Below are 25,904 nucleotides of genomic sequence, written 5' to 3' on the forward strand. Positions count from 1 at the left end.
AGGTGAATCTGCCCGCGTCACCAGCCTCCAGCTCACTGACCTGCACCTTCAGCCCGGTAGGGACTCCAGAACCCCCGAATTGCGCGGAACGCAGGGCCAGGCCCTCGATACTTTCCGTGACGTGTTCGCGAGCCCCGACGCTTCCTTGCTCGTGCGCCTCAACCGCTACACGGTCGACATCCGCGACGTGATCTTCGAACTGCGGCGACGAGCCCCGGCAGACCTTGTGGAGTGGGTCCGCGGTCATGCGCAGAATGTGCCGGATGACCTCCACGGCATCGAGATCCGGGCCGAGGCACTGTGGATCCGCTCTGCTCTGCTGTACGAAGGGCCTGCGCTTCCCGGCAAGTCCGCCGCTCTGGCGCCGTACCCTTTCGATCCGGGTACCGACCCACAGCACGAAGTGCCGCATTTGCAGGCTGTGGCCGCCGCCTACAGCCGTATCCGCAACGCCGAAGCCCGCGCCCTGCTGGCGAGGACCACTGCCAACTACGCCTGATCTTCAGAGGGAGCAACTGATGAACGCCCGCCCCGCTCGACCGACCATGTCGGCTGCGGCCGTCCTGGCCAATGGCGATGGTGAGTACCTCATCGTCAAGCCCGGATACAAGGACGGCTGGAATCTTCCAGGCGGCGGAGTCGACGAGGGCGAAACGCCCAGACAGGCATGTCGGCGTGAGCTCAAGGAGGAACTTGGCATCGACCAGATACCTGGGCGCCTCCTGCTGTCCGCCTACGTGCACACCGCGGACGGTGCGCACATCTACTGGGTGTTTGACGGCGGAACGCTCACCACTGAGCAGCAGCAGGCGATCGTGCTGCAGGAAAGCGAGCTCACAGGCTTCCGCTTCAGCGCACCTGGTGCGATCTCCCCGGACGAGATCCCGCCATCACGCAGGCCTCTGTGGGACGCGGCGCTCGGCGCGCTCACGGACGGTAATACTGTCCACCTGGAGATCGTGGGCTAGGTGGGGGCGACTGCTACTCCGGCACGTCGTCCGCATCGGAGTCGAGGATCTCCGCCATGGTGTCGCTGATGAAGTCCCGGAGCTGATCCCGCACTTCCTGCGAAACCTTCTGCTCTCCGCCACGCGCGGCCATGATCGTGAACCGGCTGCGCACGGCGCGCGCTGAGACGACCAAGCGGCCGATCTCCGGATCGCTGCTGTGGAAGAACACCGGAGGGACATCGAAAGCCAGAGCCAGGGCCTCGAGAACGTCGTCCGGGGCGGTGGGCAGACTGCCCACGCGCAAGTCCCTGACCAGTTCTTCCGTCAGGAGGGACCGGCCACTCTTACGGTTGCCGGACGAGGCGAGGTCCGCGTCGGAGGGCACAGCCCCGTCGTAGACCTCCGTCTGCAAGTACTTGATCTTCCCGGCAACAGTGTTGACGACCTGTGGCGACGATGTCGTCTTCTCAGGCTTTACGGCCGGCACGTCGTGACCGAACGATCGCCTCTGTGCGGCCAGCAGTTCCGCACGGGTGACGTTGTAGGCGGCGGCCAGCGCCGTCACCGCCTCATCGGACAGTGCTCGCCTTCCCTGCTCGGCTGCGCGGATCGGCATCGGGGACGCAGTATTGGTGTAGCGCGTGGTGTCCGACTGCCTCATGCCGGCGTCGCAGCGCAGATCGGCGAGGTTGGGCGGCCCCGTCCGTGGAAAGAGCTCGTCGAGGTCGGCCCCGACCATCGCGGCGATCGCCGGCAGGCGTTCCTGCGGCGGCGTGGCCAACTGGTTCTCCCAGCGGTAGACGGCGTTCGTCTTGACGTTCAAACCTGCGGCCAGGTCGGCCTGCGACAGGCGCTTGGCCACGCGGCGATCGCGCAGCTTGCTGCCGTCGAAGACGCGGTCGGGCATACAGGTACTCCATAGGGTTCGCGTAAGCGCTCTGGCTACTTGATCGGATCACTCGAAGGCGATAGTTTCACCTTTTAGCGATTGGCGGGCGGCTGGCCTGCGGCTCAACTGCCGAATTTGCTCACTGTAGAGCAACCCGTTTCCTGCGGGGAAGCGGGTCGGCCCTGGCCACCAAAGGTTGCGGCGACAGCGTCGGCGCTGCCGCCCAAGCGCAGCTATGGGCGAGAGACATCACCAGCACGGGTCGCCTCAACCACGGCCAGGACCGCATCAGGGCTCCACAAACGTCAGTACAGCTCAGTCAACGGGGGTGTCGCATTTGCAGATCGAAAGGTCGGACACGAGATCGGGCCTGATTGCAGCGAGAGCTTCGGGCTGCTCTCAAGGGCCACGCCCAAGCCACCGGTCAGGCCCGCAGATAGGTGAGGACGGCCAGCACCCTGCGGTGGGTCTCATCCGTCTGAGGCAGGTCCAGCTTGGTGAGGATGCTGCTGATGTGCTTGCCGATCGCTGCCTCGGAGACCACCAGCTGCTTTGCGATGGCGCCGTTGGACTTGCCCTCCGCAATCAGCGCCAGCACCTCGCGCTCGCGCGGCGTGAGCCGCTCCAGCGGATCGCGGCGGCGGCGCAGCAGTTGGCGCACCACCTCGGAGTCGACCACCGTCCCGCCGTCCGCGACCTCGTGCAGTGCGTCGACGAACTCCTCGACCTGGCCGACGCGGTCCTTCAGCAGGTAGCCGACCCCCGAGCCGTCGCCGGAGTCCAAGAGCTCGGAGGCGTAGGTCCGCTGCACGTACTGGCTGAGGACCAGGACCGGCAGAGTGGGCCGGTTCTCGCGCAGCTGCACCGCCGCGTGCAGCCCTTCGTCCTGGAAACCGGGCGGCATGCGCACGTCCGTCACCACAATGTCGGGGGCGTGCTCCCCGACCGCAGCGACCAGCGCCTCCGCGTCCCCCACTGCCGCCACCACCTCGTTTCCACAGCGGCTGAGCAGGCCGATGAGTCCTTCCCGCAGCAGCACGCTGTCCTCGGCCAGCACTACGCGGAGCGGTCGGCCGCTTTGGTCAACTCGCAAGGAAACTCCACAAGTAACAGGGTCGGTCCACCCGGTGGACTGGACACGGCAAGTCTGCCATCGAGAACCGATACCCGATCCGCGAGACCGGTGAGTCCGCTGCCCGCCGAGGGGTCCGCGCCGCCCCGGCCGTCGTCACGCACCTGGAGGAACAGGCGGCCGTCGCGGTGACCGCCGCTCACCTGCGCGCGGTCGGCCCCGCTGTGCTTGGCGACGTTGGCGAGCGCCTCGCAGACCACGAAGTACGCCGCGGACTCGACCGCCTGGGGAGGTCGGCCCGGCAGTTCGAGGTCGACGTCGACGGGAACCACGGAGCGGTCCGCGGCATCGGCGACAGCAGCCTCCAGGCCGTAGTCCGTGAGGATCTTGGGGTGAATGCCGTGGATGAGCTCGCGCAGCTCCGCGAGAGCCTTGCCCGCTTCCTCGTGGGCCTTGGCGAGTTGGTCGACGAGCGGGCCGGGCGGTGCGTCCAGCCGGGCCAGACCGAGGGTCATCGTCAGGGCCACGAGCCGCTGTTGCGCACCGTCGTGCAGATCGCGCTCGATGCGGCGCCGCTCCGCCTCGAAGGCGTCCACCAAACGGAAGCGGGAGCGGGCCAGTTCGACCACCTTGGCGTCGAGCTCGCCCTCGCGGGAGGCGATCAGCAGCCGGGTCAGCTCGGCGCGGGCGCCCGCCGCGATGCCGAGCACATAGCAGCACAGGCCCATGAGGAGCAGGCCGAGTACGGCGACGCCGAACGCGGTCGGCCATGTGGTGATCGTCCATTGCTTGAGCACCTTCGTCTCGTGGCCGTCGCCGACCGTGGCCATCATCAACGGGGCGGCGACCATGGACATCGGGAAGAGCAGGGCGACCGTGACCACCAGCGCGTCGACCGGCCACAGCAGCCCGGCGAACAGCAGCGCGTGTCCGAGCTCCCGCCAGGTCGCCTGCTCGCGCAGCCGGGTAGTCAGCCAGGTCCACAACCCCGGTGCGACCGGCTCCTGGTGCTGGCCGGCCGCCGGATCGCGGTCGATCAGACGCAGCCTGCGCCGCTCCACCCAGGCCACCGGGATCCCGCTGAGAGCGACCAAGACGAGCAGGGGCAGCCCCACCAGGACGATGGCGAGCGACCCGCAGACAGCCGCCACCGTCACGATCGCCACCAGGGCGGCGACGCCGGTCACCGCTCCGGTGAGCAGATACGCGACGGAGCGCCAGGGCCAGGCCGACAGCAGGAAGCCCGGCCGGGACATGGCCTGCCACACATTCCGAGGGTGCATGGGGATCACGGTAGGTGGGCCAACCCGTTCGGTGCCATCGGTCCAGGGCGCGTATCGGGGGTAGGGCCAGCCCCACCCCCGTACCGGACCCGGAGGCCACGGGGCGGGGAGTGCAGGGGCTCGCCACCGCAGGCTGCTGCCGTCAGGAAGGCGTAGTTCCGCCGACTTGTGACGCAAACAAGGTTCGTTGACCGACGTTCTGACGTTCTGATCCGGCTGTGGCCGCCTTCGTTCGGCCGCCGTCAGGCAATGGGGGGATTTTACGTGGAATTCCAGCTTCTCGGTCCGGTCGAGGCGAGAGACGGGGCGCGTCGCATCGCGCTGTCGGGCACCAAGATGCACACGGTTCTGGCCGTGCTGCTGCTCGCCCCTGGTCGCGTGGTGAGTGACGGGAGGCTGAGCGAACTGCTGTGGGGGTGGGATCCGCCTTCCACGTGGCACGCTCAGATCTACACCTACATATCGAGACTGCGAAAACTGCTCGGCCCTGAGGTCGACCTGGTCCGCCGCCAACCCGGCTACCAGATGGTCGCTGACGGGGCGGTCGACCTCATCGAGTTCGGGCGGCTGGAGCGGCTCGGGCGACGGGCGATGGAGGAGCGGCGGTTCACACAGGCTGCCGAAACGCTTCGGCAGGCGCTCGACCTGTGGCAGGGACCGGCACTGGCCAATGTCACGACGCACCTCGCGGAGGCGGAGTTGCCGCAGTTGGAGGAGGCCCGGATGAGCGCACTGGAGCACCGGATAGAGGCGGACCTCGCGCTCGGCAGGCACGGGCGGCTCACCTCCGAACTCACCCGGCTCGTCGGCGAATTCCCGGTGCGGGAGCGGCTGCGTGCGCAGCTGATGGCCGCGCTGTACCGGTGCGGGCGGCAGGCCGAGGCACTGCGCGCCTATCACGAGGGGCGCGAGGTGCTCACCGAGGAACTGGGCGTGGACCCCGGGCCCGATCTCGCCGCCGCCTATCAGTCCTTGCTGAGCGGAGAGCTGGACACTCTCCCGCAGCCCGCGCCGAGCTTGACGTCCGGTATGCGGACGGTGACCGCGCCGCCTGTCATGATTCCGTCGGCGCCGACCGACTTCACAGGCCGGGAGCGGGAGTTCGACGTGCTGTGCAGGCGGTTGACGCCGACGGTGGCGAACGGGCGTGCCGCGTTCCAGCCGAGCCGACTGCTGATCACCGGGATGCCAGGGGTAGGCAAGACCGCGCTCGCCGTACGGGTCGCTCACGCCGTGGCCGACCAGTTCCCGGACGGCTTGCTGTATGCCCGGCTGCGCGCCGACGACGGCACCGTCGCGGACTGCGGCGAGGTGCTGGTCACGCTGCTGCGGGCGCTCGGCGAGACCTCCGAGAACGTGCTGGCCCCGAACGGCGAGCCCGCCCGGACGGAGGAGTTGATCCATAGGTACCGGACCCGTACGGCGGGCCGGAAACTGCTGATCGTGTTAGACAACGCGGCGAACGAGCTGCAACTGGACCCGCTGCTGCCGGCCACGACCGACGCCGCCGTCCTGGTGACGAGCCGCAACCGGCTCTCCGCGGTGCCCGGTTCATGGACCGTGGCGCTGGACCCCATGGAGACCGGTGAGTCGCTGGACCTGCTCTCCGTGATCGCCGGGGGCGACCGGATCGCCGCGGAGCCCGAGGCGGCCCACGCCGTCGTCGAGGCCTGCGGACGGCTGCCGCTGGCACTGCGGGCCGCCGCCGCCCGGCTCGCCGCCCGGCCGCACTGGCAGATGACACGGCTCGCGCGGCGCCTGGCGGATCCCGCCTCCCGCATCGAGGAGTTACGGGTGGGCACGCTCGACGTGCGGCGGATGCTTTCCACGGCGTTACGGCAACATCCGCTGCCCGAACGGACGTTGATTAGCCGACTCGCCATGCGCTCGGGAGGCGAGTTCACCGCGGTGGCGGCTGCCGTGCTGCTCAGGCTGCCTGAGAACGCGGCCGAGGAGTTCCTGGAACGGCTGGTCGAGGCGTCGCTTCTGGAGGCACGTGGCATCGACGCCACCGGCACGCCTTGTTACTGCTTCCACCCCTTGCTCCGTCTCACCGCGGCGAGCCTGGAGGACTTCCCTGCGGAGGGCGAGTTGCTGCGGGCAGGCTGAGCGGCGCCGCCTCCCCCGAGGGAACTGCCCCGGTGGCCGCGGCCGGGGTGAGCCGGGCCCGACGCCGGGGGTAGGTCTGGCACTACCCCAAGTCTCGTCCCTGCCGCAGTGCGTCGCGAGGGTTCCCCGCGGTTTTGTGGAGGCAGCACGGAGACGAGGAAGGCGGCGCCCAATGATGGCATGGCTGGCTGAGCAGATGCTGGTGCATGGCAGCTTCGGCATCCTCGCCGCAGTGCTGCTGCTCCCCGCTCTGGAGGCGGCGCTCCCGGTCGTCGGTGCGTTGATGCCCGGTCAGACCGCGGTGGTGCTGAGCGGGATGCTTGCCTGGCACGGGCACGTCACGGTCGAGGCGGCGCTGCTGACCGCGCTCGTCGGCGCGGTGATGGGCAACCTGGCCGGGTACGCCATCGGAAGCCACTGGAAGGAGCGGCTGATGACCCAGCTGACGGGCCGCTCCCGGCAACGCCGGTTCACGGAGCGTGCCCTGGGGCTGATCGAGCGTCAGGGCGGCGGCGCGGTGTTCGTGGGCCGTTTCACCGCCGTCCTGCGCACCCTCGTACCGACCCTGTGCGGGGCGACCAGGATGCCGCTGCGTCGCTATCTGCTCTGGTCCGTGCTCAGCAGCGCGGTCTGGGCACCTGCCTTCGTCCTCATCGGTTACGTCATGGGCCCGGCCGGGCCCGGGTGACCGGGCCGCCCCGAGAACGGCCGGTACTGCGCCGTTCACCGAAGTTTCCGTCCCGCCGAGGTGTGCGGGAGGACCGACACCGACACGAGTTGGAACACATGAGCAACGACGCGATCCGATTGCGCTCCGTAACCCGGCGGTACGGCTCGGGCGGTACGTCCGTCACCGCCCTCGACGAGGTATCGCTCGCCTTCCCGAGGGGGACCTTCACCGCCGTGATGGGTCCCTCCGGCTCCGGCAAGTCGACCCTGCTGCAGTGCGCCGCGGGCCTGGACCGGCCCACGTCGGGCTCGGTCACCGTGGGCGACACGGAGCTGACCAGGCTGAGCGAGACCAAACTGACCCTGCTGCGCCGCGAGCGCATCGGCTTTGTGTTCCAGGCGTTCAACCTGCTGCCCTCGCTGACCGCCGAGCAGAACGTGGCCCTGCCACTGCGGCTGGCCGGCCGCCGACCGAAGAAGGCCCAGGTGCGCGAGGTGCTCGAACAGGTCGGACTCGGCGACCGGGCGCGGCACCGGCCGACGGAGATGTCCGGCGGCCAGCAGCAGCGGGTTGCCCTGGCCCGCGCCCTGATCACCCGTCCCGAAGTGCTGTTCGGCGATGAGCCGACCGGCGCGCTCGACTCGCAGACCAGCCGCGAGGTGCTGACCCTGCTGCGCGGCATGGTCGACCGGGACGGCCAGACGATCATCATGGTCACCCACGACCCCGTCGCCGCCTCCTACGCCGACCGCGTCGTCCTCCTCGTCGACGGCCGTGTCAACGGCGAGCTGATCGGCGCCTCCGCCGAGGACATCGCGGCGCGCATGACCAAGCTCGAGGCGGCGCCGTGCTGAGCACCACGCTGCGCACCCTGCGCACCCGCTGGGTCACCTTCGTCGGCAGTTTCGTCGCCCTCTCCCTGGGCGTGGCGCTGATCGCCGTCATGGGGCTGGCCCTGGCGACCTCGCTGGACGCACCCGACCGGGGGCCGGAGCGGTTCGCCGCCGCGCCGGTCGTCGTCAAGGGCCAGGACACCCTTGAGGTGCCCACCTCGATCGGCGACCGCACCCAGAAGCTCGCGCAGCCGCGTGCCGTGCCCGACGACGCGGTCGCGAAGCTGCGCGACCTCGGGACCGTCGTCGAGGACCGGTCGTTCGCCGTGCGGGCCGAGGGCGGGCCCGCCGATCTGGTGGGCCACCCCTGGTCCACCGCGGCCTTCGCGCCGTACGAGCTTGACGCGGGGCGCGCGCCCGAGGCCTCGGACGAGGTCGTCGTCAGCGGTGCCTGGGCCCGTCCGGGCACCCGGGTGCGGACCGACGGCGGCACGGTGCGCGTCGTCGGCACCGTGGCCGGGCTCGGCTTCGAGAACGCCGTGTTCTACACCGACACCCGCGCCGCCGAACTGTCGCCGCGCAGCCTCCAGCTCGTGGTCGACGCCGACGCGGCGGCCGTGCGCGAGGCGGTGCGCGGCAGCGAGGGCGTCCAGGTCCTCACCGGGGACGCGCGCCGGTACGCCGACGCCGACCCCGACCGGGACAGCGAGGCCCTCACCGCGATGAACGCCATGTTCGGCACGGCCGGCGGCGTCACCGGGTTCGTGTCGGTGTTCGTGGTGGCCTCGACCTTCGCGTTCGCGGTGGCCCAGCGGCGCCGCGAGTTCGGGCTGCTGCGCACCGCCGGGGCGACCCCGGGGCAGATCCGCCGCATGGTCGTCTGCGAGGCGCTCGGGGTCGGTGTGCTCGCCTCGGCCGCCGGCTGTGTGCTCGGTTCCTACGGGGCTCCGAAGCTCGCCACGTGGGCGGTCGACGAGAGTCTCGCGCCGCGCTGGTTCACCATCGGCGACTACACCTGGCCCTACCACATGGCGTTCTGGACGGGCCTGTTCGTGGCCCTCTGCGGCGTGCTGGCCGCCTCCTGGCGGGCGGGGCGCACCGGTCCCACCGACGCGCTGCGCGAGGCGTCCGTGGACACCCGGCCGATGACATGGGGCCGCTGGCTGTTCGGCGCGGCCCTGCTGATCACCGCCGCGGTGACGCTGGCCATGGCCCTGACGACGAACCCAGGCGACCTGCTGCAGCGCAAGACCTATGTGAGCCGACCGATGCTGCTGATCACCGCGGTCGCGCTGCTCGCGCCCGTGCTGGTGCGGCCACTGGCCCGGCTGATCGCCTGGCTGCCGGCCCAATTGCCGGGCGCCGGCGGGATGCTGGTGCGGGAGAACGCCGCCGCCGGGGTGCGCCGCACCGCCGCCGTCGCGGCGCCCGTGCTGGTCACGGTCGCGCTGGCGGGCTCGCTGCTGGGAGCCACCGCGACCCTCAACGAGGCGAAGGCCACCGAGGTACGCGAGCAGACGGCCGCCGACTTCGTGGTCACTCCGGCGGGCGACGCCGGCTTCGACGAGGCGACGGTGCAGCGGCTTCAGGCCGTGTCCGGTGCCGAGGTCTCGGCGAGCTCGTCGAGCGCCGTGTACGTCCTGGAGGACGGCGTGGCGCTCATCAGGTCCGATGCCAGGGCCGTCGAGCCGGAACCGCTCGCGGCAACGGCCCATCTGCCGATCACCGCGGGGAAGGTGGGCGATCTGGACGACGACTCGATCATCGTCAACGAGGAGTGGGAGCAGCACACCGTGGGCGAGCGGGTGGACGTGTGGCTCGGCGACGGCACGAGGAAGTCCCTGAAGATCGCCGCGGTCATGACCATCGGCACCGGCAACAACGGCGTCTACGTCACCCCGCGCAACGCCCCCGCGGCACCCGTCGACCAGGTCGACGTACGCCTCGCGGACGGTGCCGACGCGGGCACCGTGGCCGCCGGGCTGCGTCAGGCGGTGCGGGCGTCGGGCGGGGAGGTGCTCACCAGGGACGCCTGGGTGCGGGCGACGTACCCCGAGACCAACCGGACGACCCGGATGGGCTTCTTCCTGGTCCTCGGGATCGCCCTCCTCTACACCGGCATCTCGCTGGCCAACACGATGGTCATGGCGACCTCCGACCGGGCCCGCGAGCTGGCTGTGTTGCGGCTGGCCGGCGCCACCAGGTGGCAGGTGCTGCGGCTGGTGGGCGCCGAGGCGCTGATGGTGGTCATGGTCGGCGGACTGCTGGGAGCGCTGGTCGCCGGGCTCAACCTGGTGGGCATGTGGAGCGCGCTGGGCCTGCTCTCGGTGTGGACGCCCATCGAGATCCCGTGGGCAACGCTCGCGGCGGCCCTGGGCGCCTGCGCGGTGCTCGCCGTGATCTCGGCGGTCGCTCCGGCCGGCCTCTCCCTGCGCCGCAGGGCGGTGGAGCTGGCAGGTACCCCGGAGTGACCTTATGACCCGGCGCCGGGCGGTTATTCCCCCGTTCCGTCCGGCGCCGCCTCCGCGTCGCGCGACACCCTCGTGGCCGCGGCGCGGACGAACGACGGCGGGGACGCCCTAGGTGTTCTGTCCACGGAGGTTGGTGACAGGTTTCACGGTGGGGTGATCTTGAACGAGTGAGGGCCTTCCGGGTTCGGTGTGGATTGCGACATCGACATCGAACGGTCAGAAGGCCCTCATGCCCCACCGTAATGCACCCCTGACCGAGACCGGACGCCTGCGCCTGGCCCGCTGCGTCGTCGAGGACGGCTGGCCCCTGCGCCGGGCCGCCGAACGCTTCCAGGTCTCGCCCACGACGGCTCAGCGATGGGCCGACCGCTACCGCGAACTCGGCGAGGCGGGCATGGCCGACCGGCCCTCACGCCCGCACCGCAGCCCGCGCCGCACCCCGACCCGCACCGAACGCCGGATCATCAAGGTCCGGGTGCTGCGCCGGTGGGGACCGGCCCGCATCGCGGGCCTGCTGCGGCTGAACCCGGCCACGGTCCACCGCGTCCTGACCCGCTTCGGCCTGGCCCGGCTCACGCACCTGGACCGGGCCACCGGCCGGGTGATCCGCCGCTACGAGCGCGAGCGGCCCGGCGAGCTGGTCCACGTCGACATCAAGAAGCTCGGCAACATCCCCGACGGTGGCGGCCACAAGACCCTCGGACGCCAGGCAGGCCGCAAGACCCGCTCCGGCGCCGGCTACAGCTACCTCCACAACGCCGTCGACGACCACTCCCGCCTCGCCTACAGCGAGATCCTCACCGACGAGAAGAAGGAGACCGCCGTCGGGTTCTGGCAGCGTGCCCACGCCTTCTTCGTCCAGGCCGGGATCACCGTCGAACGCGTCCTGACCGACAACGGCTCCTGCTACAAATCCCACCTCTGGCGCAACTCCCTTACGGAACAAGGGATTTCACACAAGCGGACCCGCCCCTACCGGCCCCAGACCAACGGGAAAGTCGAGAGGTTCAACCGGACCCTCCTCGACGAATGGGCCTACGCACAGCCCTACCGGAGCGAAGCCGAGCGACGCGACGCCTACCCCGCCTGGCTGCACACCTACAATCACCACCGCGGACACACCGCGCTGAAAGGCCAACCACCCGCCAGCCGCGTCCCCAACCTCACATGGCAATACACCTAGGCAGGCGTCCCCGCCGTCGGCCTTGTCCGGGTGAGGTGGCGCGGGGGGCCTGTGCGGGTGGCGGTGGTCTGAGGCCGTTGGACCGGCGCGTGGCCCGCCGCCACCGCGGTGGCGGGGATCCGGCGTTGTCGTCCGGGGGTGTGTCGGTCCGGCTGCTTTGCCGGTCTGCGCGGCCGTGCGCGGTGAGCATGCTGTCGAGGACGAGGACGAGGACGACGTCAACGCGCTGCCGGTCGAAGTGGCGGAGCCGCCGATACCGCCTGACCCGTCCGGCCCTGCGGAGGGTACAGCGCAGCAGCACGGCGCCGGCCTGGATGCCGTCCGCGGACACCGCGGGCCCGGCGCTCCGTTGAGCACCGGGCCCGCGTCGTGTGTCAGTGGCCGGGTATGAGGGCCGCAGTGAGCAGCGACTGGACCGTCGGCGGCACCCGTAGAGTCCCCCGGGTACGCGGACTCATCATGTAGACGGCGCGGCGCTCCAGGGCAGGGCCCTGCGGTCGATCTTGCCGTTGGCGTTGAGGGGCATGGCCTCCAGGGCGGTGAAGGTGGCGGGGATCATGTAGTCGGGCAGTCGGCGGCCGCAGTGTTCGGCGAAGTCGTGCACGTCCTGCTCGTCGGAGACGTAGTAGGCGGCGAGCTGCGGATCGCCGCTCTCCGGCTGGTGGAGGGTGACGAAGGCCTCGCGGACGGCGGGGTGTTCGGCCAGCACGGCCTGGACCTCGCCGAGCTCGACCCGGAAGCCACGGATCTTGACCTGGTCGTCGAGCCGGCCCAGGAACTCCACGTTCCCGTCCTCGCGCCGCCGCACCAGGTCACCGGTGCGGTAGAGGCGAGCGCCCGGTTCGGCGGCGTACGGGTCGGGCAGGAACCGCTCGGCCGTCAGGTCGGGGCGGTTCGCATAGCCGCGGGCCACGCCCGTGCCGCCGACATACAACTCACCCGGCACACCCACCGGAACCGGCTGCAGCAGACTGTCCAGGACGTACATCGTCAAATTGGGCAGCGGCCTGCCGATCGGCAGAACCTCCGCGTCGGTCTCGGCCGGCACCTCGAAGACGCTGGTGCCGACGGACGCCTCGGTCGGGCCGTACTCATTGACCAGCCGCGTCTTCGGGGCCAGAGCACGCCACCGCTCCAGCGTCGCCCGCGAGAACGCCTCGCCCGCGACGACGAGGACCGGGGCGAGTGCGGCGGCATCGGACGGCGTGAGCTGGTACGCGAGCACATCCAGGTGACGGGGGGTGAGTTTGATGAAGCTGTACGGCGCCCCGGCGGACAGGTGGCTGCCCAGGTCGGCCATGTCCGCACGCTGGGACACCGCGTGCACCGTCTGCCCCGAGACCAGCGGCGCCCACAGGTTGGGCACCACCAGGTCGAACGCCACCGACGAGAACAAGGGAGCGCCACCGGTTCCCCGCGAGGCCAAAACACGGGCCGCCCAGGCGACATGGTTGGCCAGACCCCGGTGAGTGACTTCCACACCCTTCGGCGTACCGGTCGAGCCGGACGTGAAGATCACATACGCCAGCCGGTCCAGATCGTCGTCGGCCCGTGAGGGTGCCGTGGCAGGGAAATCCGCCACGGACAGGGCAGCCTCATCCAGGAGCACCTTGGCGCCGGCGGTCTCGACGATCGCGGCCACCCGCTCGGCCGGATACGACGGGTCCACCGGCACATACGCCGCCCCCGCCTTCCACACCCCGAGGAACGAGGCGACCAGCGCCGGACCCCGGTCCAGCATCACCGCGACCCGCGACTCCGCGACCACTCCACGGCTGCGCAGACAGTGCGCGATCCGGTTCGCCTCGGCATCCAGTTCCCCGTACGAGACCGTCACGTCCCCGCTGCGTACCGCCACCTCCTGCGGAGACTTCGCCGCCTGTGCCTCGAACAACTCCAGCACCGACGCCGACTCCGCCTCTGCCGCCGTGTCGTTCCACTCCACCAGCTGACGCCGACGCTCCTGCTCCGGCAGATGGGACTCCTGCGCCGACCCTTCCGGATCCGCCGCCATCGCCTCCAGCACCGATCTGTACAACGCCGCCACCCGGGCCGCGTTCGGCCGGCTCAGGGCATGCGTGTTGGTCTTCAGTCCGATGCGCCGGGAGATCGTAGTGACGGCGAGGTCGAATTCCGTCGTCCCGGGCGCCAGCACGCTGTCCAGGTCGACCGCGTCGCTCTCCAGGCGGTCGAAGTCCACATGGTTGAGCAGTACATCCACCAGTCGCCGCCCGCCCGCCATGCGTTGCATCTCCGGCATGGGAAACCGCCGGTGCGGCCAGAGTTCGGCTTCCTGGGCGAAGGCCTGCGCCACCAGTTCGCGCCAGGTGCGGGCCGTCCGTCCGAAGGCGAACGGAACGGTGTTGAGGTGCATGCCGTAGATACGGTCGGCGTCCACCGCCTCCGGCCTGGTGTGCACCACGACGCCGCTGGTGAACTCCGGTTGCTCGGTGAGCGTGCTCAGCACCTTGCCATGCGCGGCGACCAACACGCTCTTGAGCGAGGCGCCGGCCTCGGCAGCCAGGGTGCGCAGCCCGTCCTCCAGATCGTCGAAGGGCACGGACACCCAGAAGTGCTCGGCGGGCCGGTCGGGCTCGCCCCAGCTCTCGGGGAGGGAGAACTTCTGCGGACCTGCGATCGTCCGCGCCCAGTAGGTGCGGTCCTCGTCGGAGGCCAGGGCGCGCAGTTCCCCAGCGATGGAGTCGGCGAACCTGACACTGGGCGGCGTGTACGGAGCCGGTTCCCGGCCCTCGCGCATCTCCCGGTAGCAGGTGAGCAATTCCTGGACCAGGGAGTGGTAGCTCCACCCCTCCACGATGCCGTGGAACTCGGTCACCGACAGCCACCATCCGCCGTTCACCAGGTGTGCCGTGAGCCGGAACAGCGGGGGTTCGGCGAGGTCGAAGAGGCGGGCCTTCTCCTCGGCGTGGAAGGCATCGAAGCCGCGCTCCACCTCCACGGCGCCGAGGCCGCGCAGGTCACGCACCACCACCGGGATCTCCGCTGTCGGATGCACCAACTGGACGGGTACCGAGCAGGATGCGAGGTCGAAGGAGGTACGCAGGACGTCATGCCGTTCGACGAGCACGGCAGCGGCTGCGCGCAGCGCGTCGAAGTCGAACGAGACCTCGTCGCGCATCCTGGTGGAGGCGACGTTCTGGTAGTTGCTGTGCCGGTCGTGCGCCAGCATGTCGACGACCATGCCGATCTGCGTCTGCGACATCGGGTACGCGTCGGCCAGCCCGGCCGGCAGCCGCTCACGGTCCCCGTCTGCCAGCAGTTCGAACGGCTCCACCGCCGCCCGTACGACGGCCGGTCCCCGACCCGCCACGAGTCCGGCCAGCCCGGTGATCGTGCGGTGATCGAAGACGTCCCGGACGGCGACGTCGAATTCGGCCGCCCGCAGGGCGCCGACGAGCGCGACCGCCCGGATGGAGTCGCCGCCGAGGTCGAAGAAGCTGTCTTCGACGCTCACTTGGTCCAGGCCTAGCACCTCCTGCCAGACCTCGGCGATGCGCTCCTCGGCGACGGTGCGCGGAGCGGCGTACGCCCGGTCGCTGCCCCGGGCGTCCTGGCCGGGTGCGGGCAGGGCCCGCTTGTCGAGCTTGCCGTTGGTGGTCAGCGGGAGCCGGTCCAGGACGACGAAGGCCGCGGGGACCATGTACTCGGGCAGCGAGACTGCCAGATATGCCCGCAGCTCGGCCGGCCTGGGCGCGTGATCCACCGGCAGGACGTACGCCACCAGCTGTTCGTCGCGGACGACGATGACAGCGTCGCCCAGCGCGGGATGGGCGCCCAGCGCGCTTTCGATCTCACCGAGCTCGACGCGGAAGCCGCGAATCTTCACCTGGTCGTCGATCCGGCCGAGGAACTCCAGCTGGCCGTCCGCGAGCCGGCGGGCCAGGTCACCGCTCCGGTACAGACGGGAGCCCGCGGGACCGAACGGGTCCGGCACGAAACGCTCGGCGGTCAGCTCGCGGCAGTTCAGATAGCCGCGGGCCACACCCGGGCCGCCGACATGGATCTCCCCCGGCACCCCGACCGGCACCAACTGGCCGTGCCGGTCCAGCAGATGGAGGGACAGATCATCCAGTGGGCTGCCTATGACACTGCCTGCTCCGGCCGACAGGTCCTGCTCGGTCAGCCGGTGGTAGGTGGTGTGTACGGTGGTCTCGGTGATCCCGTACATGTTCACTAGGGCGACGCGGTCCGGGCCCAGCCGTTCGGTCCACGGCTTCAGCTCGTGGACGTCCAGTTTCTCTCCGGCGAACACCACGGCCCGTACGCGGAGTCGACGCTCTCCCGCGGTGGCGACCAGACCGCGGAAGGCGGACGGCGTCTGGCTGAGAACGGTCACCTCCTCCTCCACCAGCAGGTCCAGGAACTCCTCCGGCGAGCGGGCGACCGTGAATGGCACCACGACCAGCCGTCCGCCGTGCAGCAGCGCACCCCACATCTCGAAGACCGACACATCGAACGCGTACGAGTGGAACAGCGACCACACATCGCTCTCGCCGTACGCGAGATGGCGCCGCGCCTGCTCCATCAACCGCACCACATTGGCGTGGGTGACCGCGACGCCCTTGGGCTTCCCCGTCGAGCCGGAGGTGTAGATCGTGTAGATCAAGTTCTGCGGGCTGCCGTCCACGGCCGGATCGGTGTCCGGTTGAGCGGCGACGAGTTCCGCGTCCCGGTCCAGAAGGACGGGTTCGCCCTCGTACAGGCCCTCCAGGACGCCGGACTGCGCCGACGTGGTCAGCACCACCGGAGCCGCCGTGTCGCGCACCAGGTACGCCAGACGGTCGGGCGGGTTCGCGGGATCCAGCGGAACATAGGCAGCGCCGGACTTCAGCACACCGAGCAGCGCGGGCATCAGCTCGATGCCCCGCTCCAGGCACAGACCGACCAGGTCCTCCGGGCCGACGCCCTTCGCACGCAGCAGATGAGCGACACGGTTGGCACGGGCATTGAGCTCCCCGTACGACAGCGTTTCCCCGCCGAACGAGACCGCCGCGGCATCCGGCGTACGCCGCACCTGCTCCTCGAACAGCTCGTGCACCCGGCGCGTGACGGAACTCGCGCCCTGCGGTCCCGCGACCTCCAGCAGCGCCGTCCGTTCCTCCTCGCCGAGCATGTCCAGACGCGAAAGCCGGGTCCCCGGCCGGGCTACCGCGGCAGCGAGGAGGCGTACGAAATGGCTCAGCATCCGCTCCGCCGTCGAGCGGTCGAACAGCGCCGTCGCGAACTCCAGCCGTGCGGACAGTGCTCCGTCCCGTCCCTCGTTCATCACCAGGGAGAGGTCGAACCGCGCCGGAGGAGCGGCGGGCGGGACGGCCGTCATGGAGACGCCCGGCAGTCGGTAGTCGTCGACCGTCTCCTCACGCAGGGTGAACAGTACTTGGACGAGTGGGGTGCGCGACCTGTCGCGTTCAGGTTCGAGTTCCGTGACCAACTGGAGGAACGACACGTCCTGATACTCGAAGGCGTCGAGCACAGTGGTGCGGGTGGCGGACAGCAGATCGTAGAAGGCCGGATCGCCGTTGAGGCGGCCGCGCAGGACGAGGCTGGTGATGCCGTAGCCGAAGAGGCGCTGCCACTCCGGGCGGTTCCGTGCCGACAGCAGGGTGCCGACGGCGATGTCGTCCTTGCCTGTGTACCGCGCCAGAAGTACCTGGAAAGCGGTGAGCAACACGGTGAAAGGTGTCGTGTCGTGCCGCTTGGCCAGGTCGCGCACGGCGTCGGCGAGTTCGGCCGGCAGGGCGTGGACGACCGAGTCGCCCCGGTGGTCGCGCACGGCGGGACGTGGCCGGTCCGTCGGGAGGTCGAGCTGGGTCAGGCCGGCCAGTTGCCGTCGCCAGTAGTCGAGATTGCGCTGTCCGATGTCGCCCGCGAGCTGCTCGCGCTCCCATGCCGCGTAGTCCGCGTACTGGAAGCGGAGCGGCTCCGGGCCCTCCCCCGGCCCGGCCGCGTACAACGCGCTGACGTCTTCCGCGAAGAGGTGCGCCGACCAGGCGTCGCAGGCGATGTGGTGCACGACCACGATCAGTATGTGTTCGTCGGCCGCGAGGCGCAGGAGTTGTCCGCGGACCGGCCAATCGCGCTCCAGGTCCATGGGCCGCTCGGATGCCCGCGCGATACGCTCCCGTACCGCTGTCTCCCGTTCCGTGCCGAGGATCCGGGAGAGGTCTTCGACGGGGAGTTCCACGGGGCGCACGGGGTCGCTGCTGCTGGAAGTTCTTGCGGATCAGCAGCAGACTGCCGAGCGAAGCGAGTCCGGCCGCCGCCGAGAAGAGAAAAGGGGCCCAGCGGGCCGCGCTCTGCAGCAGTACGCCGCCGGGCTGGCCGAGCAGCACGGCAGCGCGCCCGCGCGCCTCGTTCTGCGAGAGGGCGGCCGCCAGTTGGCCCGCGTGGACGACGTTGCGTACGGCTCCCCGCTCGGCGAGGCGGTACAGGATGGCGAGGCTGGTCTCCAGGAACGCGACGGCGGCCAGCTGGACCGCGGAGAACCGGCCGGCGGCGAGCGTGACGACGACGCTGCCGAGCGCCACGGCCCGTGCGCCCTCGCAGACCATCATTAGCCGTCGCCGGTCCCAGCGGTCGACGAGGACTCCGGCGGGCAGCTGCACCAGGAGCAGCGGCAGCAGAGCGGCGAACGACACCGCCGACATGACAAGCGGCGAGTCGGTGTGCCAGAGCACGACCAGCGGATACGAGACCCCCGTGATCCTGCTGCCCAGGAGGGACACGGCGGCACCGGACCACAGCAGCAGGAAGTCCCGGTTCCGCCGCAGAGGAGCCGGGCCGTCCGCTGTCACCTCATGCGCACCGGCTGTCATCCGTCCCATGGTTCGGCCATGGCGACGGCCACCTTGCGGGGGCCGGTGAACGGTTCACGGCCGTGCGCGGCCAGCATGTTGTCGACGACGAGCACGTCGTCGCGCTGCCAGTCGAAGCGGGTGGACGCGGCCCGGTAGGCGGCCCGCAGATGGTCCATCACCTCGTCGGGGATGCGACCGCCGTCGCCGTAGTACGTATGGGTGGGCAGGTCCTCCTCGGCATAGATTTCCCGCAAGCCCTCCTGGACCTCCGGGGCCAGCGTTGTGACGTGGAAGAACGTGGCGTGGTTGAACCAGACGCGGCTGCCGCTCGCGGGGTGGGTGTTCACGGCCCGGCGTACGGCGGTGGTACGCAGTCCGCCGTCCGGCCGCCAGTGCGGTTCGATGCCCTTGCCGCGGCAGTACTCCTCGACGGCGGCCCGGTCCCGGGTTCCGAACGCCTCCTGCCACGGCACGCCGAACTCGGCGTGGAAGTTGCGGACGACCTGCCAGCCTCTGCGCTCGAACTCCTCCCGTACCCCGGGGTCGATGCGCCGGTAGACCTCGCGGATGTCGGCGAGCGGGGTGGCGCCCAGTGTGTGCGCGGGCTCGATGCAGTAGAAGTACAGGGTGTTCGGCCAGGTCGCCTGGTACGAGTTCTCGTTGTGCAGGAAGATCTCCTCGTCGGCCGGGTAGTCCGTCGACGTGTAGACCTGTCCCTTGATGGTGGAGCGCGGCGAGGAACGCTCGGCGTAGCGCAGCGGGGCGCTGCCGGAGAAGGCGCGCACCGCGCCGTCGAACCCGTCGACGCCTCCGACCTCGAAGCCGCGCAGCAGGATCGCCCCGCTCTCGCCGAGGACGGTCCGCAGCTTCTCACGGTGAGCGGCGATGTACTCGTGCACCGGGGTGCCCGGCTCTGCGGTGAATTCGATCGCGGTCATGCGACCAGCACTCCTGTCTCCATGCTGGGAACCAGCTCCTCGTACCGGTGGATCTCGACGGGACCGGCGGTGCCCGCCTCCCGGGCCAGCGCCGCGAAGAGCCCGTCGGCCATCGGCAGGTCCTGCACCAGCCACGTGCCGGAGCTGTTCGGTTCGATGTGGTCGACCAGCACCGGGCCGTCCTGGCGGGGCTGTACGTCGACTGCCCTCAGGTCCGTGACGATGCCGACGCCGATCGCCTTCACCACCGCTTCCTTCCGGGTCCAGCAGCGGAAGAAGGCGCGGGTGCGCGCGCGCTCGTCGGGCCGGGAGCAGACATGTGCCAGCTCCGGGGCGCTCATCACGAGTTCGGACGCGCCGTCGACGTCCAGGCTGCGGTCGCCTTCCAGGTCGACGCCGACCCGATGGCCGGCGACCACGGCGAGCAGCCAATGCGGTCCGCTGCGCGAGAGGGTGAAGTCGAGGTCGGTGGGCGGCCACTCGATCCGGGGCCGGCCGTGCCGTGGGTGGGCACAGCGCGGGCATGGACGTCTACCGAGGACCACCTCGCCCGGCGGCACGGCGAGGTAGTGGGAGAGCACCCGGCGCAGCGCCGCGTGCGCGGCCGCGTAGCGCCCCGCGGCCGGGTCCGGCAGTCGGCGGGCCTTGTGCCGTTCTTCCTCCGACAGCAGGTCGGTGCCGCCCGGCGCGAGCGCGTCGGGGGCCCGGCCCCGCCAGATGTGGACCGCGTTGCGGTCCCTGAGCCGTTCGTATGCGGTGGTCATCGCCTCAGTCCGTTCATCGGTGGGTCGCGCGGGGCGGAGCGGGACAGTCAGTCCGACATCGCGACCAGGACCCGGCGCTCGCCGGTGAAGGGGCGGCGGCCATGGGCCAGCAGGACGTTGTCGATCACCAGCAGGTCCCCGGTGCGCCAGTCGACGTCGACGGCGTGCTCCAGGCCGCGGTCGCGGATCTGCTCGACGTACGCGGCCGGGATGGGGCTGCCGTCGGCGAAGGTGACACTCTGCGGCAGGTCGTCCTCGGGCATGATCTGTGCCAGGGCGGCCGCGGTCTCGTCGCCGAGGCCGGCCGGGTGCCACTGGTCGGACTGGTTGAACCACACATCCGTGCCGGTGACCGGATGGCGGGTGGTGGCCGGGCGCACCGAGGAGACGCGCAGCCCGCCCTCGGCCCGCCACTCCCAAGTGGCGCCGGTCGGGTCGAGGAACGCCTCCACGTCCGCGCGGTTGGTCGTCTCGAAGGTGTCCTGCCAGCTCTTGCCCAGGCCGTAGCCGTCGTGCAGGTTCTGCACATAGCGCACGCCGCCCGCGAAGGCCTCGCGCACCTCGGCGTCCAGGGAGTTCAGCCACAGTGCCGCGTCCACCACCGGGGTGGCACCGCCGCCGCCCGGCTGGATCTGGCAGTAGAAAGCGAGGCGAGTCGGCCAGGCGTGGGCGTAGCTCATCTCGTTGTGCATCGAGATGGTGAACTCCTGCGGGTACTCGGTGGATGTGTAGACGTTGCTGCCGACCTTGGTGCGCGGGGAGTTGCCGTGCACATAGGCGAGCCGGTTGGGCAGCAGCAGGTCCAGCACCTCGTCCAGGTGGTCGGGGGTGACCCCGAAGCCGCGGAAGACCAGGCCCTTCTCCTCCGTCAGCAGCCGGGTCAGCTCCTGCGGCCCCATGTCCTTGAGACGGGCGACGAGTTCACCGGCGTCACCGCCGAACTCGGCCTCGATCTCCAGCGGCGTCCAGATGTCGGTCTGTGTCATCGGCTCATGCCTCCAGATCTTTGGTGATGTCAGCGACCAACTCCGCCTCCTGGTGGGCGAGGTAGAAGTGGTCGCCCGGGTAGGTACGCAGGGCGAAGTGATCGGCCCGGGTCAACTCGGACCAGGCCAGTACGGAACGCACGGGCGGTGACGCGGGGCGGTAGTTCTCGACAAGCCGGTAGTCGGCGCGCAGCGCGGGCAGCAGCAGTTCGCGCAGCTCGGGGATGTCGTACGCCTCCGAGCCCAGCGAGCCCAGCCGGCGTACCCCGGCGAGCAGTTCGTCGTCGCCGCGCAGGTGCAGGCCCGTGCGGCGGATCCGGTGGGGCGCCGACCGAGCGGAGACGATCAGCCGGCGCGGCACGACCCCGTGCCGGGACTCCAGCCGCAAGGTGGTCTCGTACGCGACGGTCGAGCCCATGCTGTGCCCGAACAGGGCCAGCGGGCGATCGAGGCAGGCCAGCAGCGCGGCGGTGACGGCGTCGGCGAGATCGGCCATGTCCTCGGCGAACCGCTCGGACAGCCGCTCCTGACGGCCCGGGTAGCGGACTGCGAGCAGTTCCACGTCCTTGGGCAGCCGTGCCGCCCAGCCGTGGAAGAGCTGAGCGGTTCCACCCGCGTGCGGAAAGCACACCAGCCGGATCCGGGGCGTTCGGCCGGACGCGGCCGGGTACGTCCTGAGCCACGGGTCCCCCCACCCGGACCGGTCAGCCACCCGTGGCACTGTCGGTGCCCGTGTCGGTCCCGTCATTCGTGATCTCCCCCTTCAAATCCGGCGCCAGGACGGCGAACAGAGCCAGTAACGCCATCGCGGCGGCGATCGCGCGGACGGTGCTCTCGGCGCCCCAGGCCGCGAGGAGCAGGCCTGCCGCTGACGAGCCGAGTGCGTTGGTCCCGGACCCGATGAGCCCGGACATCGCGGCGACCCGGCCCTGGAGCGCGTCGGGGGTGGTGCTGACCTGGTAGACGGACGCGCCGACGTTGAACACCGCGCCGACGAACCCGGTTCCGGCGTACAGCGCGCCCAGCAGCACCGGCTCGCTGGTGAAGCCCATGGCGCCGATCAGCAGCGTCCAGGACACGGCCCCGCCGATGAGCAGCGTGCGCTGGCGCATCCGGCGCTGGATCCGGCCGCCCCCGAGCGCTCCGCACAGGCCGCCGACGCCGCCGATGCCCACCACGACGGCGAGCGTCGCCGAAGGCAGCCCTGCCTCCTTGATCCGCAGGATCAGGGCGAGTGCCAGCATCTGGAACAGCACGTTGGTGCCGGCGACGTACCCGAGCGCCGCGCGCAGGAACCGCTGCCGCCACACCCAGCGCATCCCCTCCGCGACCTCCGTCGTCATCCGGCGCCGACCCGTGCGGTCGGCGCATTCCTGCTGGAAGTCCTTGTGGATCAGCAGCAGGGAGAGGGCCGAGACCAGATAGCCGAACACGCCGAATGCGAACGGCAGCCAGCGGGCCGCCGCCTGCAGCAGCACACCGCCGGGCTGGCCGAGCAGCCCGGCCGCCCGGCCGCGCGCCTCGTTCTGCGCGAGAGCGGTGGGCAGGTGCGCCGGATGCACGAGGTTGCGTACGGCTCCCCGTTCAGCGAGCCGGTAGAACACGGCGAGGGACGCCTCGACCAAGGCCGCGGCCGCCAGGTGCGCCACCGTCATCCGGCCCGCCGCGAGGGCGAGCGCGACGCTGCCGACCACGATGAGCCGGCCCGCCTCGCACACCAGCATCAGCCGCCGCCGGTCCCAGCGGTCCACCAGCGCGCCGGCCGGCAACTGCACCAGCAGCAGCGGCAGCAGGGCCGCCGTGGACACCACGGACATGGCCAGCGGGGAGCCGGTGTGCCACAGCACGATCAGCGGGTAGGCGACCGCCGTGACACGGGCGGCGAGGAAGGACAGGCTCGCCCCCGACCACAGCAGCAGGAAGTCCCGGTTGCGGCGCAGCGGACGGTCCGGGCCCGCCTCCTCGGCCGCCGTGGAGCCAGCGGCGGGCCCGCCGCCGGTTTCGGCGCCCTCGACGAGTGTCATGCCCGGCACCACTCCAGGACCGCCATCGCGCTGTGCATCTTGTTCTCGGCCTGTGCGAAGGCGACGCTCGCGGGGCCGTCGAGGACCCCGGCGGTGACCTCGTCGCCGCGGTGCGCGGGCAGGTCGTGCATGAACACGGCCTTGGGGCTGGTCCACCACAGCGCCTCGGTCACCTGGAACGGGGCGAAGACCGTGCGCCAGTCGGGGTCGGGTTTGCTGGTGCCGGTGGTCTGCCAGCGCGTGGTGTAGACGACGTCCAGGTCGGCGGGCAGCAGGTCCATGTGGTGGCGCTCGCGGAACACCGCACCGCACCGTGCGGCCTGCTCGGCCGCACGCTCGCGGCAGGACGGGGCCAGGCCGTAGCCGGGCGGAGTGCGCAGTTCGAGCTCGACGCCGGGGAAGCGGGTCAGAGCGAGGGACAGCGCGGAGGCGGTGTTGTTGCCCTCGCCCACGTAGAGCACATGCAAGCCCTCGACCCGGCCGAAGTGCCGACGCATCGTGGTCAGGTCGGTGAGTGCCTGGGTGGGGTGCTCGTCGGCGCTCATCGCATTGATCACGGCCATCCGGTCCTGGGCGGCCCAAGCCCGCATCTCCGCGGGGTCGCCCGCGGTGCGGGCGACGAGGACATCGAGCATGCCGGACATCACCCGGCCGGTGTCCTCGCTTGTCTCACCGGTGTTGAGCTGAAGGTCGTCGGGGCCGTAGGCGATGATCTGCGCGCCCAGACGCAGTGCGCCGCTGGAGAAGGCGGTGCGGGTACGGGTGGAGGTCTTGCTGAAGTAGACGCCTACGACATCCCCGACGAGCGGAGTCGACCGGCCGGCGGTGCCGGCCGAGAACTCCGCCCCCCGGGCGACCAGGGCCTGCAGATCCGCGTCGTCGAGGTCGTTGATGGAGATCAGGTGCCGTACGGGTGCCACGGAATGCTCCTCTTTCCTTCAGGGGTGCGGACCGGTCGATGGGGGCGGGCGGGGCTGTGCGCTCCCCGTGCGGGGAGCGCGGGGTCATGCCCCTTCCTCCTCGGTGACGACAGGGGCGAGGACCGCCGGGAGCCCGTCACCGCCCTCGGCCGTGCGCCAGTCGGAGGCCAGGCGGCCGCTGCCGAAACCGGCGTGCGTGCGGCCCAGTTCGGCTGTCAGATGTCTGACGACGGCCTTGCCGGAGTCGGCATTGGTCAGGGCGACGAATCCGGTGCCGCCGTGCAGATGGCTGATCGCCATGTTCCAGTAGCCCGAGGGCTCGCCGCCGTGCCCGAACTCCAGGTCGTCGCCGCTGTCGTCGACGATGGTCCCGAGCCCGTAGAACGTGCCGGTCTCGCCCGCCAGCAACTCCCGGGCCAGAGCCTGAGGGATCAGTGCGTCCGGGGCACCGACAAGGGCCTCCCGCACCGCGACCAGGAACTGGGCCGTGTCCACCGCCGTCGTCCACAGCCCTGCGGCGGCGAGGTGGGCGCGGATGCGCCAGCCGCCCTTGAGCGGGGCGCCGTGAACGTCGTGGCCGAGGGCCACGGGCAGGCCTGCGGTGTGCGGGTGATCCTGGTCGAAGCTGCTGTCGGCGAGACCGAGCGGGTCCAGCACGAGACGCCGCATCAGTGGCTCGAACGGCTCGCCCGTGACGTCCTCCAGCACCTGCTGGACCACCCAGTAGTGCGTGCTGCTCTTGCGGAACACCTCCCCCGGCGGCAGCTCGCGGCGCACCCGCGGGGTGGTGGCAGGTGGCCTGCCCTCCAGCAGTTCGAGCAGGCTCGGTACCGGCTCGCCGGGGCGGCGCCCGGGACCGCGGTGCCGGGCGAGCCCGGCGCGGTGTCCGAGCAGCATCCGCAGGCTGATGCGTCCCGGAGCATCCGGTGCCTCATCGAGGTGCCAGGAGGTGAGGTAGTCATCGATGTCGGCGTCCAGGTCGACGATTCCCCGGTCCACCAGGCACAGCACGCCCAGCGCGGTGACGTGCTTGCTGATGGAGCCGACCTGGAACAGCGTGCGATCCGTCACCGCCGCGTCGCTGCCGGCCGCCAGCACGCCGTGGCCCTCGACGGCCGCCACCGCGCCGTCCCGGATGACGGCGAGGGCGACACCGGGCACGTGATGCTCGGTCATGACGGTGTCGATGCCCTCGGCGAGTCCGCTCGGCGCGGCGGGGGCCCGGTCCCGCGGCGCGGCGGAGAGCAACGCGGCGGCCTGCGAAACCGCCTCGCTCGTCTGCTCCGCGCCTTCCCCGCCGGCCTGCCGGAGCAACTGCGCCAGCAACTCGGCGGGCACCTCGACGGTGCCTGAGGCCCCGGCTTGCGGCCGGGTGGCGTCCGCGTCCGCCGGGCTCGCGGCCCGGGACGCGGCCGGGGCCGTACCGTGCCCACCGTCCGCGGCGGCCGAGTCCGCGTCCACCGCCGCCGCCAGGTCGATCAAGGTGTCGTGCTGGTACATACGGTAGATCGAGATCGCCAGGCCGGCGGCGCGGGCCGCGGCCAGGATCTTGATCATCAGCAGGGAGTGGCCGCCGAGGTCGAAGAAGCGGTCGTGGATGCCGATCTGCTCGACGCCGAGGGCCTCGGACCAGATGGCGGCCAGCGCCTTCTCCGTCGGCGTGCGCGGTGGCACGTGCTCCGTGCCGGTGCGCAGCGCACCCCGGTCGGGCATCGGCAGGGCGCGCCGGTCGACCTTGCCGTTGGCGTTCAGCGGCATGACGTCCAGGACCACGAAGGCCGCGGGCACCATGTAGTCGGGCAGGCGCACCGCGCAGTGCTCGGCCAGGACCTCGGGCGCCGGGGCCGCCGCGCCCGCCGCCGTCCAGTACGCCACCAGGCGGCGGTCGCCGGGCACCGGCTCGTGGACGGTGACGAACGCCTCGCGGACCGCGGGGTGTCCGGTGAGAACGCTCTGGACCTCGCCGAGTTCGACACGGTAGCCGCGGATCTTGA

Annotated in this window: 18 protein-coding genes and 1 pseudogene; 7 read left to right on the forward strand and 12 right to left on the reverse strand. The window is 70.9% G+C overall.

The features are described from left to right. A partial coding sequence (locus tag ACIRFL_RS41010) for a DUF6545 domain-containing protein (protein WP_404039985.1) occupies nucleotides 1-499 on the forward strand: 499 nt, incomplete at its 5' end. A gap of 19 nt (nucleotides 500-518) precedes the next feature. After that, the gene (locus tag ACIRFL_RS41015; RefSeq protein WP_404039987.1) at nucleotides 519-968 is read left to right on the forward strand and encodes an NUDIX domain-containing protein; all 450 of its coding nucleotides are present in this window, start codon (nucleotides 519-521) and stop codon (nucleotides 966-968) included. 13 nt (nucleotides 969-981) lie between these two features. Here ACIRFL_RS41015 and ACIRFL_RS41020 read toward each other — a convergent pair whose 3' ends face one another. The 3 genes from ACIRFL_RS41020 to ACIRFL_RS41030 form a co-directional block, all read right to left on the reverse strand. Continuing rightward, a complete protein-coding gene (locus ACIRFL_RS41020; RefSeq protein WP_404039989.1) occupies nucleotides 982-1,857 on the reverse strand; it encodes a helix-turn-helix domain-containing protein in 876 nt (291 codons plus the stop codon). Between the two features lie 406 nt (nucleotides 1,858-2,263). Then, on the reverse strand, nucleotides 2,264-2,896 hold the full coding sequence (locus ACIRFL_RS41025) for a response regulator (RefSeq protein ID WP_404040030.1): 633 nt from the start codon (nucleotides 2,894-2,896) through the stop codon (nucleotides 2,264-2,266). Then, the gene (locus tag ACIRFL_RS41030) at nucleotides 2,896-4,167 is read right to left on the reverse strand and encodes a sensor histidine kinase (protein WP_404040032.1); all 1,272 of its coding nucleotides are present in this window, start codon (nucleotides 4,165-4,167) and stop codon (nucleotides 2,896-2,898) included. The genes ACIRFL_RS41025 and ACIRFL_RS41030 overlap by 1 nt, the downstream gene beginning before the upstream one ends. A gap of 291 nt (nucleotides 4,168-4,458) precedes the next feature. Between ACIRFL_RS41030 and ACIRFL_RS41035 the strand changes: the two genes are divergently transcribed. From ACIRFL_RS41035 to ACIRFL_RS41055, 5 genes are all read left to right on the forward strand, one after another. Next, a complete protein-coding gene (locus tag ACIRFL_RS41035) occupies nucleotides 4,459-6,303 on the forward strand; it encodes a BTAD domain-containing putative transcriptional regulator (RefSeq protein WP_404039991.1) in 1,845 nt (614 codons plus the stop codon). Nucleotides 6,304-6,475: 172 nt separating this feature from the next. After that, a complete protein-coding gene (locus ACIRFL_RS41040) occupies nucleotides 6,476-6,991 on the forward strand; it encodes a DedA family protein (RefSeq protein ID WP_404039994.1) in 516 nt (171 codons plus the stop codon). Nucleotides 6,992-7,089: 98 nt separating this feature from the next. After that, nucleotides 7,090-7,827 (forward strand): ABC transporter ATP-binding protein, encoded by a 738-nt coding sequence (locus ACIRFL_RS41045; protein WP_404039997.1) that lies wholly within the window; start codon nucleotides 7,090-7,092, stop codon nucleotides 7,825-7,827. Continuing rightward, complete coding sequence (locus tag ACIRFL_RS41050) at nucleotides 7,821-10,277, forward strand: FtsX-like permease family protein (RefSeq protein ID WP_404040000.1); 2,457 nt, start codon at nucleotides 7,821-7,823, stop codon at nucleotides 10,275-10,277. Before ACIRFL_RS41045 ends, ACIRFL_RS41050 begins: the two co-directional genes overlap by 7 nt. 229 nt (nucleotides 10,278-10,506) lie before the next feature. Further along, the gene (locus tag ACIRFL_RS41055; protein ID WP_404040003.1) at nucleotides 10,507-11,460 is read left to right on the forward strand and encodes an IS481 family transposase; all 954 of its coding nucleotides are present in this window, start codon (nucleotides 10,507-10,509) and stop codon (nucleotides 11,458-11,460) included. Between the two features lie 457 nt (nucleotides 11,461-11,917). Here ACIRFL_RS41055 and ACIRFL_RS41060 read toward each other — a convergent pair whose 3' ends face one another. From ACIRFL_RS41060 to ACIRFL_RS41100, 9 genes and pseudogenes are all read right to left on the reverse strand, one after another. Then, nucleotides 11,918-17,665, reverse strand: coding sequence for an amino acid adenylation domain-containing protein (locus tag ACIRFL_RS41060; RefSeq protein ID WP_404040006.1), 5,748 nt, complete (start codon nucleotides 17,663-17,665; stop codon nucleotides 11,918-11,920). 28 nt (nucleotides 17,666-17,693) lie between these two features. Beyond that, nucleotides 17,694-18,305 (reverse strand): annotated as a pseudogene (locus tag ACIRFL_RS41065) (MFS transporter); the annotation flags it as partial. Then, a complete protein-coding gene (locus ACIRFL_RS41070; RefSeq protein ID WP_404040009.1) occupies nucleotides 18,293-19,216 on the reverse strand; it encodes a TauD/TfdA family dioxygenase in 924 nt (307 codons plus the stop codon). The gene ACIRFL_RS41070 and the pseudogene ACIRFL_RS41065, both read right to left, overlap by 13 nt. Continuing rightward, on the reverse strand, nucleotides 19,213-19,980 hold the full coding sequence (locus ACIRFL_RS41075; protein ID WP_404040012.1) for a 4'-phosphopantetheinyl transferase family protein: 768 nt from the start codon (nucleotides 19,978-19,980) through the stop codon (nucleotides 19,213-19,215). Before ACIRFL_RS41075 ends, ACIRFL_RS41070 begins: the two co-directional genes overlap by 4 nt. Nucleotides 19,981-20,027: 47 nt before the next feature. After that, entirely contained in the window at nucleotides 20,028-20,966 is a 939-nt protein-coding gene (locus tag ACIRFL_RS41080; protein ID WP_404040015.1) for a TauD/TfdA family dioxygenase, read from the reverse strand. A 4-nt stretch (nucleotides 20,967-20,970) separates the two neighbouring features. Continuing rightward, nucleotides 20,971-21,678: a thioesterase II family protein gene (locus ACIRFL_RS41085; RefSeq protein WP_404040018.1), complete on the reverse strand. Its 708-nt coding sequence runs from the start codon at nucleotides 21,676-21,678 to the stop codon at nucleotides 20,971-20,973. Beyond that, nucleotides 21,671-22,990 carry an MFS transporter gene (locus ACIRFL_RS41090; protein WP_404040021.1) on the reverse strand — a complete coding sequence of 440 codons (1,320 nt, stop codon included), beginning with the start codon at nucleotides 22,988-22,990 and terminating at the stop codon, nucleotides 21,671-21,673. The genes ACIRFL_RS41085 and ACIRFL_RS41090 overlap by 8 nt, the downstream gene beginning before the upstream one ends. Then, nucleotides 22,987-23,910 (reverse strand): ornithine carbamoyltransferase, encoded by a 924-nt coding sequence (locus ACIRFL_RS41095; RefSeq protein WP_404040024.1) that lies wholly within the window; start codon nucleotides 23,908-23,910, stop codon nucleotides 22,987-22,989. The genes ACIRFL_RS41090 and ACIRFL_RS41095 overlap by 4 nt, the downstream gene beginning before the upstream one ends. An 84-nt stretch (nucleotides 23,911-23,994) precedes the next feature. Beyond that, a partial coding sequence (locus ACIRFL_RS41100; RefSeq protein ID WP_404040027.1) for a serine hydrolase occupies nucleotides 23,995-25,904 on the reverse strand: 1,910 nt, incomplete at its 5' end.

Origin of the sequence: Streptomyces sp. NPDC102462 (assembly GCF_044765425.1) — a bacterium.
Classification (GTDB): domain Bacteria; phylum Actinomycetota; class Actinomycetes; order Streptomycetales; family Streptomycetaceae; genus Streptomyces.